General features: G+C 55.9%; 17 protein-coding genes. 8 read left to right on the top strand and 9 right to left on the bottom strand.

The window, feature by feature from the left end:
* Nucleotides 1-125 precede the first annotated feature (125 nt).
* Nucleotides 126-1067, top strand: coding sequence for an Rpn family recombination-promoting nuclease/putative transposase (locus tag OOJ60_RS07790; protein ID WP_205612351.1), 942 nt, complete (start codon nt 126-128; stop codon nt 1065-1067).
* 38 nt (nt 1068-1105) lie between these two features.
* Here OOJ60_RS07790 and OOJ60_RS07785 read toward each other — a convergent pair whose 3' ends face one another.
* A complete protein-coding gene (locus OOJ60_RS07785) occupies nt 1106-2518 on the bottom strand; it encodes an aminotransferase-like domain-containing protein (RefSeq protein WP_205612350.1) in 1413 nt (470 codons plus the stop codon).
* Nucleotides 2519-2693: 175 nt separating this feature from the next.
* Between OOJ60_RS07785 and OOJ60_RS07780 the strand changes: the two genes are divergently transcribed.
* From OOJ60_RS07780 to OOJ60_RS07765, 4 genes are all read left to right on the top strand, one after another.
* A complete protein-coding gene (locus OOJ60_RS07780; RefSeq protein WP_181822528.1) occupies nt 2694-2855 on the top strand; it encodes a DUF1127 domain-containing protein in 162 nt (53 codons plus the stop codon).
* 146 nt (nt 2856-3001) lie between these two features.
* Entirely contained in the window at nt 3002-3466 is a 465-nt protein-coding gene (locus OOJ60_RS07775) for a MarR family transcriptional regulator (RefSeq protein ID WP_042292325.1), read from the top strand.
* A 2-nt stretch (nt 3467-3468) separates the two neighbouring features.
* Nucleotides 3469-4536, top strand: coding sequence for an HlyD family secretion protein (locus tag OOJ60_RS07770; protein WP_199957229.1), 1068 nt, complete (start codon nt 3469-3471; stop codon nt 4534-4536).
* Nucleotides 4526-5605, top strand: coding sequence for a DUF2955 domain-containing protein (locus tag OOJ60_RS07765; protein ID WP_205612349.1), 1080 nt, complete (start codon nt 4526-4528; stop codon nt 5603-5605). The genes OOJ60_RS07770 and OOJ60_RS07765 overlap by 11 nt, the downstream gene beginning before the upstream one ends.
* A 102-nt stretch (nt 5606-5707) precedes the next feature.
* Here the strand turns inward: OOJ60_RS07765 and yjiA are convergent, their stop codons facing one another.
* The 3 genes from yjiA to btsT all read right to left on the bottom strand — a co-directional run bounded on the left by yjiA (nt 5708) and on the right by btsT (nt 9148).
* Nucleotides 5708-6664: a GTPase gene (gene yjiA, locus OOJ60_RS07760; protein ID WP_205612348.1), complete on the bottom strand. Its 957-nt coding sequence runs from the start codon at nt 6662-6664 to the stop codon at nt 5708-5710.
* A gap of 12 nt (nt 6665-6676) precedes the next feature.
* Nucleotides 6677-6880, bottom strand: coding sequence for a YbdD/YjiX family protein (locus OOJ60_RS07755; RefSeq protein WP_042292305.1), 204 nt, complete (start codon nt 6878-6880; stop codon nt 6677-6679).
* Between the two features lie 117 nt (nt 6881-6997).
* Entirely contained in the window at nt 6998-9148 is a 2151-nt protein-coding gene (gene btsT / locus OOJ60_RS07750) for a pyruvate/proton symporter BtsT (protein ID WP_042292303.1), read from the bottom strand.
* A gap of 295 nt (nt 9149-9443) precedes the next feature.
* On the opposite strand from btsT, the gene OOJ60_RS07745 reads away from it, so the two are divergent.
* Nucleotides 9444-10451 (top strand): Ldh family oxidoreductase, encoded by a 1008-nt coding sequence (locus tag OOJ60_RS07745; protein ID WP_042292302.1) that lies wholly within the window; start codon nt 9444-9446, stop codon nt 10449-10451.
* A gap of 157 nt (nt 10452-10608) precedes the next feature.
* A complete protein-coding gene (gene tsr, locus OOJ60_RS07740) occupies nt 10609-12273 on the top strand; it encodes a methyl-accepting chemotaxis protein (protein WP_042292301.1) in 1665 nt (554 codons plus the stop codon).
* 101 nt (nt 12274-12374) lie between these two features.
* On the opposite strand, the gene OOJ60_RS07735 is transcribed toward tsr, so the two are convergent.
* The 3 genes from OOJ60_RS07735 to OOJ60_RS07725 all read right to left on the bottom strand — a co-directional run bounded on the left by OOJ60_RS07735 (nt 12375) and on the right by OOJ60_RS07725 (nt 15404).
* Nucleotides 12375-12890: a GNAT family N-acetyltransferase gene (locus tag OOJ60_RS07735; protein ID WP_205612347.1), complete on the bottom strand. Its 516-nt coding sequence runs from the start codon at nt 12888-12890 to the stop codon at nt 12375-12377.
* Between the two features lie 19 nt (nt 12891-12909).
* Entirely contained in the window at nt 12910-14271 is a 1362-nt protein-coding gene (locus tag OOJ60_RS07730; protein ID WP_042292298.1) for an MFS transporter, read from the bottom strand.
* 218 nt (nt 14272-14489) lie between these two features.
* Entirely contained in the window at nt 14490-15404 is a 915-nt protein-coding gene (locus OOJ60_RS07725; protein WP_205612346.1) for a GntR family transcriptional regulator, read from the bottom strand.
* A gap of 138 nt (nt 15405-15542) precedes the next feature.
* Between OOJ60_RS07725 and OOJ60_RS07720 the strand changes: the two genes are divergently transcribed.
* On the top strand, nt 15543-16565 hold the full coding sequence (locus tag OOJ60_RS07720) for a zinc-binding alcohol dehydrogenase family protein (RefSeq protein ID WP_042292383.1): 1023 nt from the start codon (nt 15543-15545) through the stop codon (nt 16563-16565).
* Between the two features lie 43 nt (nt 16566-16608).
* On the opposite strand, the gene OOJ60_RS07715 is transcribed toward OOJ60_RS07720, so the two are convergent.
* Complete coding sequence (locus OOJ60_RS07715; RefSeq protein WP_060570323.1) at nt 16609-17085, bottom strand: hypothetical protein; 477 nt, start codon at nt 17083-17085, stop codon at nt 16609-16611.
* Nucleotides 17086-17088: 3 nt separating this feature from the next.
* Complete coding sequence (locus tag OOJ60_RS07710; protein ID WP_042292295.1) at nt 17089-17823, bottom strand: winged helix-turn-helix domain-containing protein; 735 nt, start codon at nt 17821-17823, stop codon at nt 17089-17091.
* Nucleotides 17824-17895: the final 72 nt, after the last annotated feature.

Raw genomic sequence — 17895 nt, 5'->3', positions numbered from 1 at the left:
CATGTTGCTGTTACATCTGGGGGGGCTTTTTCTCTGGAGGCGTTTCGCAGAGAAGAAAAGTGGCGCATGAAACGGGGGAGGCGGCACGGTAACGTGGCGGTAAATTTTTTAGGTGACGGACCGCCATGAGCAAATCAAACACATCCACCCCGCATGACGCCGTGTTTAAGACCTTTCTGCGCCATCCGGATACCGCCCGTGATTTTCTGGATATTCACCTTCCGGCTTCGCTGCGATCGCTGTGCGATTTGCAGACGCTGAAGCTGGAGCCGACCAGTTTTATTGAAGACAATCTGCGGGCGTATTATTCAGATGTGCTGTGGTCGGTACAAACCGATGAAGGCGAGGGGTATATCTATGTGGTTATCGAGCATCAAAGCACGCCTGATGCACATATGGCATTCAGGCTGATGCGCTACGCCATCGCGGCGATGCAACAGCATTTAGACGCCGGACATAAGCGGCTACCGCTGGTGGTGCCGATGCTGTTTTATCACGGCGCGGAAAGCCCTTATCCCTTTTCTCTGAACTGGCTGGATGACTTTGCCGATCCTGCGCTGGCGCGTGAACTGTATAGCGCCGCGTTCCCTCTGGTGGATATCACGGTGATCCCGGACGATGAAATTATGCAGCATCGGCGGATGGCGGTACTGGAGTTGGTCCAAAAGCATATTCGCAGACGCGATCTGTTGGGGCTGGTAGAACAACTGGCATCGCTACTCGTTACCGGTTGCGCTAATGACAGACAGTTGAAAGCGCTGTTTAATTATTTACAAAGACAGCACGGTTATACGCCACGGTTCAGCGTCTTTCTGGAAGAGATGGCGCAGCGGGTGCCTCAACACAAGGAGCGATTAATGACGGTTGCAGAAAGATTTCGTAATGCGATTCTCAGAAAAGGGATCCGCCAGGGCATGGAGCAGGGTAAACAGGAAGGGCTGGCCGAAGGCCAGCGCGCAGCAGCCCGGCGTATTGCCGCAATGATGCTCGCGGAGGGGATTGAACCTCCAACGGTGCAGCGTCTGACCGGGCTCTCTGCGGAAGAGATACAAAACGTGGCGCATTGAGGGGCGCCCGACTGGCAACGCGTAGCGGGTGGCAGAAGCTAGTCCATCGCCACCTTAATCGCCTCGCCAAGCTTTTGCATCACTTCCCGGTGTTTCTCGTCCGGTGGTAGCGCGCAATTGATGCGCACGCAGTTGCGGTATTTACCTGATGCCGAAAACAGGGAGCCGGGCGCAACCTGGATTCTCAGTCGACAGAGTTGTTTCGCCACGCAGACCATATCGACCTGTTCTGGTAATTCAACCCACAGTAAAAAACCGCCTTTTGGCCGCGTGATGCAGATGCCGCCGGGAAAATATTCCCGTGCCCAGCAGGTGTAGATTTCCATGTTGCGTTGGTAAATCTGGCGCATTCGCCGGAGGTGACGGTGATAGTGACCCTCCCGGACAAACGCGGCCGCCGCCAGTTGGGTGACCGGGACGTTGGAGCCGATAACGGCGTACTTCATATGCAGCAGCTTGTCATGGTAACGGCCAGGCGCCACCCAACCGACGCGCAGGCCCGGCGCGACCGATTTGGTAAACGAGCTGCACAGAATCACCCGTCCGTCGATATCCCAGGCGTGAATGGTTTTCGGGCGAGGGTACTCCGAGGCCAGTTCGCCGTAAACATCGTCTTCGAAAATAACGATATCGTGACGCTGGGCGAGCGCCAGTACCGCTTTCTTACGCGCATCCGGCATGATAAACCCAAGCGGATTATTGCAGTTTGGCACCAGTATGACCCCTTTGACCGGCCATTGTTCCAGCGCCAGTTCCAGCGCTTCGATACTGATCCCCGTATCCGGATCGGTAGGAATTTCAATTACTTTGATGCCTAAACCGCGCAGAAGCTGCATGGTGCCGTAGTATGCGGGCGATTCCACGGCGACAATATCCCCCGGCTGACACACCGCCAGCAGCGCCAGCGACATGCTGCTCTGGCTGCCGCTGGTTATGACAATATCTTCGGCGGTGACCACGGAACCGCCGTCGAGCATCAGTCGCGCGATTTGCTGACGCAGTTCGCGACAGCCTGATAGCTCATCATAGCCCAGCACCGCGCTCAGATTGTGCTGCGCGACGCGGCTTAACTCGCGCCACAGCGGCTTCAGGCTTGGCTGGCTGATGTCCGGGATGCCGCTACTAAAGGGAATGATAGACGCATCGTGATGCCCTTCCAGCATATCCTGCACCTGATCCCACTGGGTGATCTCCACCGGACGCTGTACCGGTCGAGACATCGGAGGGACCGGCGGCTGCGCTTCGCGCGGCGCGACAAAATAGCCCGACCGCGGCTGTGGCGTAATGAGCTGCTGAGATTCCAGGCGCTGATACGCCTGTTGCACAGTGCTGATACTCACGCCATGTTGCTGGCTCAGGCTGCGCACTGACGGCAATTTTTCTCCATGACGATATAAACCCTGCTCAATACGTTCAGCCAGCAGATTGGCCAGATGTTGATAACGCGTCATGCTGTATCCCTTATAAATGCCATACAGATTTCAAAACCAGTACAGACAGGTGCATTTTTTGCAGTTCAGACGTATTTTTAGTCAATCTGTATGTTAAAGAAAAGTGTTTTTTGAATCTGTATTGAATAATCGCCCCCCGCCAGAATAAAGCCTCAGGTTAATGCGGAGGTGGAGAATGGAATTTTACGAGAACAGGGCAAAACGGCCATTTGCGGGATTTATGCTGATCTGGCGGGCGTATAAAGCGTGGCGCTTACGGGTTTACTCGCGACGCATTTTGCAACAGATGAATGATGAACGGCTCAAAGATATTGGCTTACGGCGGGATGAGCTCTAAAAGCCCGTAAAATCAATAAGGGCGACGCGCACAGCGTCGTTCTAAATACATTCATGATATTTATCAATTCATGCGAATACCCGGCCTGTTTCTTGATACTTATCCTGATAAGTATTATTTTCCCCTCAGCTAAGAGGGGAAGTGCTATGACCGAAGACGAACTGTTTGCCCGCCGTCCGATGGGCATGCGCATGGCGATGGTGGTGCGTCAGTGGCGCGCCATTATTGATACCGCCATCACCGACACCGGCCTGACGCAGTCAAGCTGGACGGTATTGATGCAATTGCATCAACTGGGCGATAACGTCTCGGTAAGCGAGCTGGCTGAAATGCAGGGTATTGAACTGCCGCCGCTCATGCGCACGCTCGCGCAGCTGGAAAAACGGGGTTATCTGATACGTTCCATATCGCCCTGGGACAAGCGTATTCGCCTGCTCACCCTGACGGACAACGGTCGCGCGGTTCTGCGTGAACTCAACAGGGTGATCGAGACGTATCAGCAGCGCGTGACCTGCACCATCCCGGAAGCGGAACTTGCCCTTTTCAGCGCCACACTTAATCAAATCGCCTGCAATCTGCGGACAATCCGCGAAGAAGATAATCAACGTTAAAAATGATGACGCCAGAACAAAAATTTGCCCGTTGGGTAAGGGTGAGTATTGCCGCTTTCCTGGTGATATTCGCCTGGTTTATTGTTGCCGATATCTGGATCCCACTGACGCCGGACGCCACCGTAATGCGCGTGGTCACGCCGGTTTCTTCCCGGGTATCCGGTTACGTCTCCCACGTTTACGTACACAACAACAGCCAGGTGAAAAAAGGCGATCTGCTGTATGAGCTCGACCCGACACCGTTTATTAATAAAGTTGAGGCTGCGCAGATCGCTCTGGAACAGGCGAAACTGAGCAATCAGCAACTGGATGCGCAGATCGCCGCTGCGCGCGCCAGCCTGCGCACCGCGCAATACACCGCCCACAACGACAGACTTACGCTTAATCGCTACCAGAAGCTGAGCGCGATGCAGAACGTCTCTCAGGCGGATCTCGACAAAGTCCGCACCGCCTGGCAAACCAGCGAACAGTCGGTATCGGCATTGACAGCCAATATTCAGAACCTGCTGATCCAGCGTGGCGAACGCGACGACAGTCGTAACGTCACGCTTCAAAAATACCGTAACGCGCTTGACGAGGCGAAGCTGAACCTGGGCTGGACGAAGGTCAGAGCCGAGACCGACGGCACGGTGAGTAATCTGCAGCTAAACCCCGGCCTGTATGCCACTGCCGCCACGCCGCTGCTGGCGCTGGTCAGCAACCAGACCGATATCGTGGCCGACTTTCGCGAGAAGAGCCTGCGCCATACTCAGACCAGCACCGATGCCGCCGTGGTCTTTGACGCACTGCCGGGCAACGTGTTTCCCGCTCACGTCACCAGCAGCGATGCCGGGATCCTGGCGGGGCAGGAGGATGTGAATGGCCAACTGTCGCAGCCGGAGCAGTCCACACGCTGGGTACGTGATGCCCAGCGGATGCGCATCCATGTGGCGCTGGACAAGCCGCTGGAAAAACCGTTACCGACCGGGGCGCGCGCCACAGTGCAACTGTATAACAGTGAAGGGCCGTTTGCCCGCACCTTCGCCGGGGCGCAGATCCACCTCGTAAGCTGGCTGCACTATGTTTATTAGCTCTCTGGCCTCGATAAATACGCTGGCACAGGTGTTTACGCCGCACGGGAAGATTGTTTACACGGCCAACGATTTTCGCCAGACCGTACGCATCGCCGTCGCCGGAACGGTTGCCCTCAGTGTTTCCACATTTTACAACGTTCACTACGGCGTGTTTTTTGTGGTCTATCCGCTGATGCTGATGTCGCTGGTGCCCGTGTTTAACCGTCACGTGGCGACGCAGTTTGTGTTCAGCGCAGCGGTGAACTGCGTCGAAATGGTACTGATTGTCGGTTATCTTTCGCAATGGCCGCTTATTATGACGCTGGTGGTATTGGCTCTGTACGTGATGCGCTTTCGCTTTATGAGCAAGGGGCCACTGTTTCTGCTTGGCTCAATGGGGGTGGTTTGCCAGAGTACAATGCTTAACTTTATGAGCTATCCCACCACGAACTGGCATACGCTGATGTTTTCCAATATGGAAGCCTGTGTGATGGCCGTGGCGCTGAGCGCGCTTCTGCACTATCTGATTCCCGATGTGGAACCGCGACAGCCGCCGCCGCGTATTGACAAAGACGCTGCCCGGGTTCGTCATGAGTCGCTGCTTTCCGGCAGCGTGGCGACGATGATCTTTGTGGTTTTCCAGATTTGCGATCTCAGTGACTCCCTGTCGGCGCTGATGGCGGGCATTTTGATTCTCTTTCCCATGCACTATCGTGGCGCGGTGATCAGTTCTATCTGGCGCGTGGTGGGCGTCGTGTTGGCCTGCCTGTACATTCTGGTGGTGCAGTTGATTATTTATGACTTCAGCAACCACATGCTGCTCATGATGCCGTTGATTGGGCTCGGCCTGGCCTTCAGCGCCCGCCTGCATGTGATGGAAAAGGTCGGCGCGGGAGTGGGCTTCGCCAGCATCACCACCATCGGCATTATGTTCGGTCAGAACCTGCACCCGGACAGCGACCTGGTGTTCAGCGATCTGTACCGCATCACCTCGGTCACCGTGGCGCTGATGGTAACGTTGACGATGGTGTTTTTGGTACACCGGGTACTGAACTGCTTTGCGGCAACGCGGTTTGTGGTGAAGTGATTCGGGCTTACATGGGAAGGCGCCGGATAATAGCGTAAACGCTTTCTCCGGCCTGTGGGGCCAGGCCAGACCCGACAGGCGTCGCCATCGGGCAGGGAGGTATTACTTCTTCAGCCCCGCAAATGCGGCTCTGATTTCGTCTTCCGGCAATTGAATACCAATAAACACAAGCTGGCTGTGGGGTGTTTCGTCGCCCCACGGGCGATCCCAGTCGGCGCTGTACAGACGCTGTACGCCCTGGAACAGCAGGCGGTTGGGTTCGCCTTTAATCCATAACATTCCTTTGTAGCGCAGCAGTTTGTCGGCGGATTCCAGCAGCAGGTTTTCCATCACGCGCGAAACGTCGCCAATATCTACCGGGTAATCCAGTTCCACCACAATGGAAGAAATATCATTCTGCTTATCGGCAATAAAATGGAAGCGTGGTGTCGCGCTGACCACGTTCTCTTCCAGCATAAAGCCGTTAGTATCGAACAGGAGAGAGAGGTCAATATCGCCGTGCGTCACGGTATATACCGGGGCGCGGGCGTTGATGCGCGCCAGCCGCTCGCGCAGTTTTTCACTCCCGCCCGCCACGTCGGTTTTGGTCAGCAGGATACGGTCGGCGTAACCGACCTGGGACTGGGCGATGGTGAACTGATTCATCTGCTCGTCGGCGTGAACCGCATCGACCAGCGCAATTACGCCGTCCAGCAGATAACGCTGGCAAATGACCTCATGGGAGAAAAAGGTCTGAATGATCGGACCGGGGTCGGCCATGCCGGTGCACTCAATCACCAGCCGGTCAAAGCTGATGTTGCCTTTATCAAGATTATCAAGCAGGTCCAACAGCGCATCCTCCAGCTCGTTGGAGCGGGTGCAGCAAATACAGCCGTTAGTCAGGGTTTTTATCTGCGTGGCGCGATCGCCAATGAGTTGGTCGTCGACGGAGACTTCGCCGAACTCGTTTTCGATAACAGCGATTTTATAGCCGTGCTGTTCGTTGAGGATATGGCGCAGCAGGGTGGTTTTACCCGCGCCAAGAAATCCAGTGAGTAGGGTGACTGCAATCGGGGTCATTCACTTCTCCTTCTAACAGCAGCGCATGCCGCCTTTACCGTCGCCGCCGTAGCGTGCTTGCTGGCGCTCGCGGAAGAACTCTTCGTAGCTCATGTACGGCTGATCGGGATGATTGGTCTGCATATGCTCGACGTAATTGTCGTAGTCTGGAATGCCAATCAACATCTTCGCCGCCTGGCCGAGGTACTTTTTTGCCTGCCCTAAGTTACCAAACATTGTCTTATACCTGTAATGAATTAAGCCGGATGGCGGCTAACGCCTTATCCGGCCTACTTTACTGCGGCGCTCATCATACGTAGACCGGGTAAGCGCAGCGCCACCCGGTCTCGGTTTTTAATGATGTGAAGATGTCTTCACGCCGCCTTCCGGAACCGGAACGTACGGGGTTTCTTTATCGGTACGTTTGTCCACGTTGCGCACTTTCAGCCAGGTTTTAAAACCGTAGAAAATAATGCTGTACACCACCACCAGGAACAGAATGCTCAGGCCTGCGTTGGTGTAGTTGTTCACAACAATGTGGTTCATGTTGGCGATCTGCTGAGCGGTCAGCTCGCCACCGTTGGCAATCTTCTCTTTGTACTGGTTAGCCATGTAGAAGAAGCCTTCCATCTGCGGGTTGTCACTGAAAAGTTTCAGACCCAGCGCCCAGGTGGTGCAGATCAGCAGCCAGACCGCAGGGATCACGGTGACCCAGATGTATTTGGTGCGTTGCATTTTGATCAGCACCACGGTGCCGAGAACCAGCGCCACGGCAGCCAGCATCTGGTTAGAGATACCGAACAGCGGCCACAGGCTCTTCACGCCGCCCAGCGGATCGACCACACCCTGGTACAGCAGGTAGCCCCACAGACCCACGCAGCCCGCAGTGCCGATAATGCCGGCGACCAGAGAGTCAGTTTTCTTCAGGAACGGCACGAAGTTACCCAGCAGATCCTGCAGCATGAAGCGGCCAGAACGGGTACCGGCGTCCAGCGCGGTCAGGATGAACAGCGCTTCAAACAGAATACCGAAGTGGTACCAGAAGCCCATATCCGCCATAGGCAGCACCTTGTGGAAGACATGCGCGATACCTACCGCCAGCGTCGGTGCGCCGCCAGCACGGTTCAGCACGGACGGTTCACCGATGTCTTTCGCAGTTTGCAGGATCTGCTCTGGCGAAATCACGAAGCCCCAGGAGCTGACGGTGGCCGCCGCGTGTGCGGTGACGTCTTTCAGTTGCGCCATAATCAGCGGCGCGTTTTCGCCACCCATTTCATGCAGGTTCGGCATGGTGATGCCCAGGCCCGCAGGCGGGGTGTTCATCGCAAAATAGAGACCCGGTTCGATGATGGACGCCGCAACCAGCGCCATGATCGCCACGAAGGATTCCATCAGCATTGCGCCATAACCAATGAAACGCGCGTCGGTTTCACAGGCCAGCAGTTTCGGTGTGGTACCGGACGAGATCAGCGCGTGGAAGCCAGAAACCGCGCCGCAGGCAATGGTAATGAACAGGAACGGGAACAGCGCGCCTTTCCACAGCGGGCCGGTGCCGTCGATGTACTGAGTCATCGCAGGCATTTTTAGTTCCGGGTTCAGGATAACGATACCCAGCGCCAGACCGACGATAACGCCGATTTTCAGGAAGGTCGCCAGATAGTCGCGCGGCGCGAGGATCAGCCAGACCGGCAGCAGTGCGGAAACAAACGCGTAGCCGATCAGCGCGAAGGTAATGGTGGTGTCTTTAAAGGTCAGCGCCGGGCCCCAGTACGGGTCGTGCGCGATCACGCCGCCGAAATAGATCGAGGCGACCAGCAGAACGATACCAATCACGGAGACTTCACCCACGCGACCGGGGCGAATAAAGCGCATGTAAATGCCCATAAACAGCGCGATCGGCACCGTTGAGCAGACGGTGAAGACGCCCCACGGGCTTTCCGCCAGCGCTTTGACCACGATCAGCGCCAGGACGGCGAGGATGATGATCATGATTAAGAAGCAACCAAAGAGGGCGATGGTCCCCGGCACGGTGCCCATCTCTTCTTTGATCATCTCGCCAAGCGACGCGCCGTTACGGCGTGAAGAAATAAACAGTACCATGAAGTCCTGCACCGCCCCGGCCAGCACCACGCCCGCCAGCAGCCACAGCGTACCCGGCAGGTAGCCCATCTGCGCCGCCAGAACCGGCCCAACCAGTGGACCCGCGCCAGCGATAGCGGCAAAGTGGTGACCAAACAGCACGTAGCGGTTGGTCGGAACATAGTTCAGGCCATCGTTATTGATGACCGCAGGCGTTGAACGTGTAGGGTCAAGCTTCATCACCTTTTGGGCGATGTACAGGCTGTAGTAGCGGTAAGCCACCAGATATACCGACACGGAAGCGACCACGATCCACAGGGCGCTGACGTGTTCACCCCGACGTAAGGCCACTACCGAGAGGCAGAAGGCCCCGATGATCCCGAGGATCACCCAGGGTATGTGCTTGAATATCTTTTTAGTATCCATAGTAAAACCTGGTTTTCTAAGATGAATAATTGGCCGAAGCCGTTGGGTTTGCGTTGCGTTTGAGGAGAAAAAATGACGACTAAGGTGGAGCGATCTTGCCAGAGGTACGCGCGCGTAAAGTAAGGTAAATGGGTAAGCGGTCAAATGTTGAGTTAAGCGGTCAGAAGTGTCAGTAAGCGGTAAAGAAGACCGTTAAGGGATTGATTTTATGTGACTGAGATCACAATGAAAAATACTGTGGCCTCGGGCAATAAGGGTCTACGCTTATTGCCGACACCCTTATAAGGAGAAGAACATGGAAAACGTCACCCTCGCACTCTCTGAGGCCTATGCGCTGTCACGCGAAGTGTTATGTAAAAACGGCTTTAGCGCTGAACATGCAGATGCTATCGCGCGTAACGTCACGGCGGGTGAACGCGACGGATGCGCGTCACATGGCCTGTGGCGGCTGCTGGGGATTGTCGACACCCTGCGTAAGGGAAAAGTCTCTGCGGATGCGCGTCCGGTCATTACCGATCAGGCCCCCGCGATTGTCAAAGCCGACGCGGGCGGCGCGTTTTCGCTGGTGGCCTATGAACAGGCGCTGCCGCTGCTGATTTGCAAAGCCAAAACCTGCGGCATTGCGGCGCTGGCCATTAATCGCTGTGTGCATTTCTCAGCGCTGTTCGCCGATATCGAACCGCTCACCGACGCCGGGCTGGTCGGCTACGCCTGTACGCCAAGCCATGCCTGGGTCGCGCCGGCTGGCGGTACGCGTCCGTTGTTTGGTACGAACCCCATCGCCTTTGGCTGGCCGCGAAAAGACAAGCCGCCGTATATTTTCGATATGGCGACCAGCGCGGCGGCGCGTGGTGAAATTCAGCTTCATCTGCGAGCCGGAAAGCCCATACCCGAAGGCTGGGGAATCGACAGTGAAGGGCAACCGTCTACCGATCCGCAGGCGGTGCTGGATGGCGCGATGCTGACGTTTGGCGGCCATAAAGGCTCCGCCTTCGCCGCGATGGTGGAGCTGCTGGCCGGGCCGCTGATTGGCGATATGACCAGCGCAGAGTCGCTGGCCTGGGACGATGGCGCAGGCGGTTTGCCGTACGGCGGCGAGCTGATCCTGGCGCTTGATCCTGAACGGTTTCTGGGCGCGGAAGCCCATGTACATCTGGATCGTGCTGAAACGCTGTTTGCCTCAATGCAGGCGCAGGGGGCGCGTCTGCCGGGCGAGCGTCGTTTCATCTCGCGGCAAACATGCCAGGATGCAGGCGTGACGATCCCACGCTCGCTGTATGAGGAGATTTCAGCACTGCTGTAACGTACGCGGGCAGCCGCCCGCTGCCCGTTTGCAGAGTGGGTTATCACCGTTATTGCCAGTTAATTAAGCAAATTTCCTGTGATACCGCCCGCGGTTCCATAAAGTTTTCTCATTCCAGGCCGAAAACCAGAGTATCTGTCTAGCGGAAAGAGAAAACATGTTAAAACGTATCAAGATTGTGACCAGCTTATTGCTGGTCCTGGCGCTGTTTGGCCTTTTACAACTCACCTCAGGCGGTCTGTTCTTTAACGCATTGAAGAATGACAAAGAGAATTTCACCGTTTTACAAACCATTCGCCAGCAACAGTCCACGCTAAACGGTAGCTGGGTGGCGCTGTTGCAGACCCGCAATACCCTGAACCGCGCAGGTATCCGTTACATGATGGATCAGAACAACATCGGTAGCGGCGCGACCGTGGCGGATCTGATGCAGATAGCCACGGCGTCGCTGAAACAGGCGGAAAAAAACTGGGCCGATTACGAAGCGTTGCCGCGTGACCCGCGCCAAAGCGAAGCGGCTTCGGCTGAGATCAAACGCAATTACGATATTTACCACAACGCGCTGGCTGAACTTATACAACTGCTCGGCGCGGGTAATATCAACGCGTTTTTCGATCAGCCAACCCAGGGATATCAGGACGCTTTTGAGAAGCAGTATGTGAGCTATCTTGAGCAGAACGACCGACTTTATGACCAGGCGGTCAAGGACAACAACAACTCTTACAATCAGGCGATGTGGGTGCTTGGCTGCGTGCTGCTCGCGGTGCTGGTGGTGATTTTTGCCGTCTGGTTTGGCATTAAGCTGTCGCTGATTGCGCCGATGAACCGGCTGATTGAAAGCATTCGCCATATCGCCAGCGGCGATCTGGTGAAGCGTATTGATGTGGAAGGCTCTAACGAAATGGGCCAGCTGGCGGAGAGCCTGCGCCATATGCAGGGCGAGCTGGTGCGTACCGTGGGTGATGTGCGTAACGGCGCGAACGCGATTTACAGCGGCGCCAGTGAAATCGCCATGGGTAACAACGATCTCTCCTCCCGTACCGAACAACAGGCGGCGTCTCTGGAAGAGACCGCGGCGAGCATGGAAGAACTGACCGCTACCGTGAAGCAGAACGCCGAAAACGCCCGTCAGGCCAGCCATCTGGCGCTTAGCGCCTCCGAGACGGCGCAAAAAGGCGGTAAAGTGGTGGACAACGTGGTGCAGACCATGCGCGATATCGCTTCCAGTTCGCAAAAAATCGCCGACATTATTAGCGTGATCGATGGTATTGCCTTCCAGACCAACATCCTGGCGCTTAACGCGGCGGTTGAAGCGGCGCGTGCAGGCGAGCAGGGCCGCGGATTCGCTGTGGTCGCCGGTGAAGTGCGTAATCTGGCGCAACGTAGCGCCCAGGCGGCGCGTGAGATCAAGAGCCTGATCGAAGACTCGGTGAGCCGTGTTGACGTTGGCTCTACGCTGGTGGAAAGCGCGGGGGAAACGATGGATGAGATCGTGAACGCGGTCACGCGCGTAACCGACATTATGGGCGAAATCGCCTCCGCGTCTGACGAACAAAGCCGTGGGATTGATCAGGTCGGCCTGGCCGTGGCGGAGATGGATCGCGTCACGCAGCAGAACGCCTCGCTGGTGGAAGAGTCCGCAGCGGCGGCTGCAGCGCTGGAAGAGCAGGCCAGCCGCCTGACTCAGGCTGTCGCCGTGTTCCGCATCCAACAGGAGCAGCAGCGCGCGCGCGAAACCGCCAGCGTGAAACCGGTGTCGGCGCCCGTTCAGCCGCGCAAGGCCGTTGTGGCGGATACCGGCGAGAACTGGGAAACGTTTTAAGCGGTAAAGCCGGTGGCGAAGGAACGCCGCCGGTTGGCGCTGCGCTTAACCGGCCTACCGGGTAAGCGTCGGCCTGGAAAAGCGTAGCCGCCCTCGGACGTTTACCTCAGACGCAGGCGCATGGCGCAGCGGGATCCACGGGCGATACCCCGCGCCGTTTCTGCTTCTCGCTTCTGACGCAATGCGGCTGGCAGCGAGTCCTCGTCGAGCATCTCAAAGCCCAGCCGGGCATACAGCGGCGCGTTCCACGCCACGTCACGAAACGTGGTCAACGTCATCGCGGTATAGCCCTGTTCATCAGCCCATTGTCTGACAACGTTGAGCAACTGACGACCAATTCCTTTCCCCTGCCAGTCGAGATGCAGCGAAAACTCTGCGATATACAACGAAGACTCCTGTGCTTCTGCGAGCAGAAAGCCAACGGCATGCCCGTCGGTCTCTGCCAGCCAGCTCATTCCGGCTAAGACATATTGCCGATGCTGCTCCACGGTCGTAATGGTGTCGTCAGCGATCCAGGCAAGCGCAGGAACGGCTAAAAAGCGCCGTCCTGCCGAGCGCTCAATGGCGGGCAGGTCGGCGGTATCAGCAAGTGTGGTGGGGCGGCAGTGTATTTTCATCCGCTCAGTATATTGCCTTTCACACCTTACGGGGATCGCTAATTGGCTGGCGAACCAGGAAGATGTAAGCCAGCGCGCCTGCTGCGGTGACGCAGCCGCAAATAATCAACGCCAGGCGGAATGAGTGGGTGGTATCAACGATAAAGCCGGTAATAATCGGCGCGAACGAGGCGCAGATAAAGCTGGCGAAGTTCTGGATACTGCCCACCGACGCGGTCATCCGTGAAGCGACAGCCACGTGGATAAGACCCCAACAGGAAGTCCCGGCGAAATGGATACAGAACAGCGCCATGCCAATCAGCAGAACCGCGCTCATGGAGGTGGTGGCGTTTGGCACCACAAAGGTGAAGGCCGCAGAGCACAGCATCCCGGCGATAATGCAGATTTTACGGCTTTTAATTGGCTGCATTCCGCGTTTTACCAGCCCGTCGGTGACGTAGCCGTTGACCAGCATCCCCGCCGCGCCGAACAGGAAAGGGATCGCCGCCATCAGCCCGGTACTCTTTAAATCCAGGCTGTAGGCCGTTTGCAGATACCCTGGCAGCCAGGCCAGATACAGCCACGCGGTATAATTAATGCCGCTAAAGCCGAGCATCATGCCCCACATGGTGCGGTTGCGGAACAGGCTGCGCCATTCGGCAAAACTCAACGGGTCGCGACGGGCGTTGACGCTCCCGGCGTTCAGATAAGCCTGCTCGACGGCGGTCAGTTCCACCTGCTCGCGGTTGCGATACAGCATATACCAGCCGATGGCCAGAAAAATACCCAGCACGCCGATGGTAATAAACATGCCGCGCCAGCCCATGACCAGCATCATTGCCGCCAGAATCGGCGGACTGATGGCTACGCCAATAGTGGATGCCGCGTTAAAAAAGCCCATTGGGCGACCGCGCTCTTTGATGTTAAACCAGTCGTTGATGACCTTCACGCCGCACGGGTTCATCGGCGCTTCGCCAATCCCCATGCCGATGCGCACCAGCACAAACTGCGTAAAGCTGTGCACCATCCCGGAAAGCGCCTGAAACAGCGACCAGAAGAACATGCCGAGGCCGAGCATAATGCGTGGCCCTTTGCGGTCCAGCAGCGGGCCGCAGGGAAGTTGGGCGATGCCGTAGGCCAGAGAAAAGACCGACAGCAGCGCGCCGATCTCGGTGGCGCTTAGCCCTAACTCTTCCCGGATCGTCAGGTTCGCCACCGACAGTGAACTACGGTCAAGATAATTAATCACCGCCGCGAAAAATAATAAAATCATTGCAGTGGTCTGAATACGTTTTATTCGACTGCTGCGTTGTACCATGCCTTCAGGCGGGACGGTAATATCGGCAGTGGCCGGTTTGTCAAATGAAGAACGCGGGTCGAGGGTAATATTGTCTTTTTCCACGCCGGACTCCCATTACTTGTGTTTATTATTTTCTGCGGGACATCGTGTCGCGCAACGTTCATGTAAACGATCGGCAAAGGAATATTTTATCCCCGCCGCTCACAATGCTTTTTTAATAACGTCGACAGTTCGTGAGCATAGGTAAGGGATATTTCTTCCGCGTTTTTATTTTGATAAAAGCGTGCGGTGGGTTCCGGAATCCTGTTTTTAATCTGTCTTTAATACGTCTCCTGGACACGCTGATTGATTGAGCGAATCATCGATTGTTTCGCGGTATTCAGATGGTTACGCAGTGCCAGCGTGGCATCGAGATCGCTTCGGCAGATTAATACGCTGAGGATGGTCATGTGTTCGTCGACGGCGATGATATTGCGCTGCTTCAGGTCACGCTCGTCCCACTGATAGTGGAAATGAAAGATCACGGAGATAATTTCAAGTGACTGATTAAAAAATATATTATCTGCAGCGGAAAGGAGCAACGCGTGAAAATCCCGGTCCAACTGGGAAAACATGCGAAAGCTGCTGCCGATGCTGTCGCGCAGCGTCCGGTGGCGCTCAAGCAAGGTTCGGGCCTGTAACCAGCGCGGGTCGTCATCGGGTAGATTGAGAAAATGCTGCAATGCGTGCGTCTCCAGCATCTCCCGTAGCTCAAAAAGCTGTTCAGCCCACGACTGGTCAAACTGCTTCATACTCCAGTAGCCGCGTTTTTCACTTTGAATGAGGTTATAACGCCCGAATTTTAAAAGGTATTCCCGCACCACGACCGGGCTTACGCCCGCCGCGCGCGCCAGTTGAAGTTCAGAGAAGGTTTCGCCCGCGCGCAGTTGACGCTGGTTGATCATGGTGAAAAACGCCTGCTCAAATATCCGGTTTTGCTCCGCCATCGACGCCGTTGTGCAGGCAAAACCGTCGTCGGCGTCCGGACGGCGGGCGATGACGTAATCACCCGCCACCGGCGTCAGTACGCCGCATGCGCACAGGTGATGAAGGATATGGCGCACGGTCGTCCGGCTGATGTTGTACATTTCCGCCAGCGCGCTTTGCGACGGCAGCGGAGAGGGAATATGGCCGCGCGCCATATCGTCGATTACCTGATTAATTACATTGTGGCGTAAATTTTGTGAACGGCTCATTATTTCCTCCTTTTTGCCCATTAAAACCCGATTTAAAACATTTTAATGCGTAGAGTTTCACAAATTAGCTTTCCGGTTACGCCGTTATTTCGCTTTTCATCAATATCTGAAGCAACGAAAAAACCGGAGTGCATGATTATGTCCACAATGACGATGTTGATTTGTCAGGAACCCAAAAAATTAATAGTGAAAAAAACAGAAATTCCGATTCCGGCGCGGTATGAGGCGTTAATTAAAATAAAAACTGTCGGTATTTGCGGTACCGATATTCATGCCTGGGGCGGGAACCAGCCTTTTTTTAACTATCCACGTGTATTAGGCCATGAAATATGTGGGGATATTGTCGCGCTCGGCGAAAAGGTGACTCATCTTAAGGTCGGTCAACAGGTGGCGGTGATCCCTTACGTCGCCTGCCAACAGTGTCCCGCTTGCCTGAGCGGTCGCACAAACTGCTGTGAACATATTTCGGTTATCGGCGTTCACCAGGACGGCGGCTTTGGCGAGTATCTCAGCGTCCCGGAAACGAATTTACTGCTGGCGGAAGATATTGAGCCGGAAGCGGCGGCATTGATTGAGCCTTATGCCATCAGCGCGCATGCGGTTCGACGGGCGGCAATTGCGCCGGGCGAGCAGGTGCTGGTTGTGGGGGCGGGTCCGATCGGGTTGGGCGCAGCGGCGATCGCCAAAGCGGATGGTGCGCAGGTCGTGGTGGCGGATACCAGCCCAGCCCGGCGCGAACATGTCGCCACCCGCCTGGGGCTGCCGGTGGTGGATCCGTCGGCCACAGACTTTGACGCGCAGCTGCGTGCGCAATTTGACGGCGCGCTGGCACAGAAAGTACTGGATGCCACTGGCAGCGCGCACGCGATGAATAACGCCGTTAACCTGATTCGTCACGGCGGCACGATTGTGTTTGTCGGTTTGTTCAAAGGCGATCTTCAGTTTTCCGATCCGGAATTTCACAAGAAAGAGACCACCCTGATGGGCAGCCGTAATGCCACTCCGGAAGATTTTGCCAAAGTGGGGCGCCTGATGGCGGAAGGCAAGCTGACCGCTGAGATGATGCTGACGCATCGCTATCCGTTCAGCCAGCTTGCCGGGATCTTCGAACGTGAAGTGATCAATAACCGGGAACTGATCAAGGGCGTGATAACGTTTTAGCTGTTGCCATACAGCGCCCGGAGCAGTGTGGGGCGCTGTCTTTTTATCCGGCACAAACCAGCAGCGGCGAGTAATAGTTGCTGATGACAACCGCCTCATCAGGCGTTCGTTGAATGTTTAAGAGGCGCTTCTGGTCCTGCGTTATCCCAAGGGCGTATTTTTCGAACACCCCCGCGGGCACGTCATCATGACCGAACCGTTCAACCTGATTGATCTGCAACTGGTAAAAAGCGTCATGGATGTGCTTCCAACTGAAATTCTGCTGGCGCGACACTGTCCAGTGATTCTGCTTATTCATGATATCGCCGTTCAGACTGAAATAACCGGTGCCGTCGGGCGTGAAATGCATCACCACGACGCCTTCAAAGGTAAACGGGTTGTCTGCCCGCCGATCCTTAAAGACCAGGCCTCCCTGACAGGTCATGGCCAACTGCTCACTGTGTTTGATCCACAGCCAGGTGCTCAGAATCACCAGCAGGCTGAGGGCAAGAACGGCGAAGATCCTTTTTTTCTGTTTCACGGTCTACCACTCATAGTAATACAAGGTCTGACAACTGCTGGTGTGTCCGCGAAAGCGCGAGCACTGCGAGAGCACCAGCCGTCCTTGATCGCCATACAGCAGCGGATCCTGAATGTGCACATAAAAGAGCGAGTCGGGCAGACAGCGAAATTCACCGGCTTTTTGTATCTGCGCCAGCAGCGCATCCGCCTGTTCGCGAAAGCCGTCAGGGAAGGGAGTGAAGCTGTAAACCGGACAGGTATCAATGTGGCTGAGCAGAAACAATTCTGCACGCTGACGATGCGCATTCCAGAACAGTGCCGCGAGACATAACCCCGTCACGATGAGCGTCACGAGTATCAACGACCCGGTTATGCGCGGGGAGCGGGGGGACGCGGGGGCGCTTTCGCGCGTTTCTGTGTCGAGAGGGATCACGGGCATATCTGCGCTGAGCATAAACCCCACTTTCGGCACCGTGACGATAAACAGGCTGTCGGGCACCAGCGTCGCCAGCATTTTACGCAGGATACTGATGTATTGATTTAGTGAATTACTGGAGCCATGCAGGCCGCGGTTATCCCACACCTCCTGCAGGAACGTCTCGCGTTCAACCACCATGCCGTGGTGGTCGATCAGCAGATTCAGAATGGTCTGCGCGGTGCAGGTTAACGACTGACTTTCCGCAGCGGCGTCATTCTGGAGTGTAAGCGTACCATCCTCGTTGTCGTAAACGAGCATGTCTGCAAGCAGGTATTTCATGGGATTATTGGTAGTCCGGGTGAAAGAGTAGCGGTGTATTTATTTAGTGCGTGAATAATTTTAACGCTAAAT

Source organism: Citrobacter sp. R4 (assembly GCF_026719175.1).
Lineage (GTDB): Bacteria > Pseudomonadota > Gammaproteobacteria > Enterobacterales > Enterobacteriaceae > Citrobacter_A > Citrobacter_A sedlakii.
The sequence above is the reverse complement of the archived record's forward strand: the minus strand, read 5'-3'. Positions and strand labels throughout refer to the sequence as shown.

Excerpts from the sequence above, each read along its gene's own strand:
- btsT (WP_042292303.1), bottom strand. The coding sequence starts at position 9,148 with ATGGATACTAAAAAGATATTCAAGCACATACCCTGGGTGATCCTCGGG.
- OOJ60_RS07785 (WP_205612350.1), bottom strand. The coding sequence starts at position 2,518 with ATGACGCGTTATCAACATCTGGCCAATCTGCTGGCTGAACGTATTGAG.
- OOJ60_RS07710 (WP_042292295.1), bottom strand. The coding sequence starts at position 17,823 with ATGAAATACCTGCTTGCAGACATGCTCGTTTACGACAACGAGGATGGT.
- OOJ60_RS07780 (WP_181822528.1), top strand. The coding sequence starts at position 2,694 with ATGGAATTTTACGAGAACAGGGCAAAACGGCCATTTGCGGGATTTATG.
- OOJ60_RS07770 (WP_199957229.1), top strand. The coding sequence starts at position 3,469 with ATGATGACGCCAGAACAAAAATTTGCCCGTTGGGTAAGGGTGAGTATT.
- OOJ60_RS07775 (WP_042292325.1), top strand. The coding sequence starts at position 3,002 with ATGACCGAAGACGAACTGTTTGCCCGCCGTCCGATGGGCATGCGCATG.
- OOJ60_RS07745 (WP_042292302.1), top strand. The coding sequence starts at position 9,444 with ATGGAAAACGTCACCCTCGCACTCTCTGAGGCCTATGCGCTGTCACGC.
- OOJ60_RS07735 (WP_205612347.1), bottom strand. The coding sequence starts at position 12,890 with ATGAAAATACACTGCCGCCCCACCACACTTGCTGATACCGCCGACCTG.
- yjiA (WP_205612348.1), bottom strand. The coding sequence starts at position 6,664 with ATGACCCCGATTGCAGTCACCCTACTCACTGGATTTCTTGGCGCGGGT.
- tsr (WP_042292301.1), top strand. The coding sequence starts at position 10,609 with ATGTTAAAACGTATCAAGATTGTGACCAGCTTATTGCTGGTCCTGGCG.
- OOJ60_RS07755 (WP_042292305.1), bottom strand. The coding sequence starts at position 6,880 with ATGTTTGGTAACTTAGGGCAGGCAAAAAAGTACCTCGGCCAGGCGGCG.
- OOJ60_RS07720 (WP_042292383.1), top strand. The coding sequence starts at position 15,543 with ATGTCCACAATGACGATGTTGATTTGTCAGGAACCCAAAAAATTAATA.
- OOJ60_RS07790 (WP_205612351.1), top strand. The coding sequence starts at position 126 with ATGAGCAAATCAAACACATCCACCCCGCATGACGCCGTGTTTAAGACC.
- OOJ60_RS07765 (WP_205612349.1), top strand. The coding sequence starts at position 4,526 with ATGTTTATTAGCTCTCTGGCCTCGATAAATACGCTGGCACAGGTGTTT.
- OOJ60_RS07725 (WP_205612346.1), bottom strand. The coding sequence starts at position 15,404 with ATGAGCCGTTCACAAAATTTACGCCACAATGTAATTAATCAGGTAATC.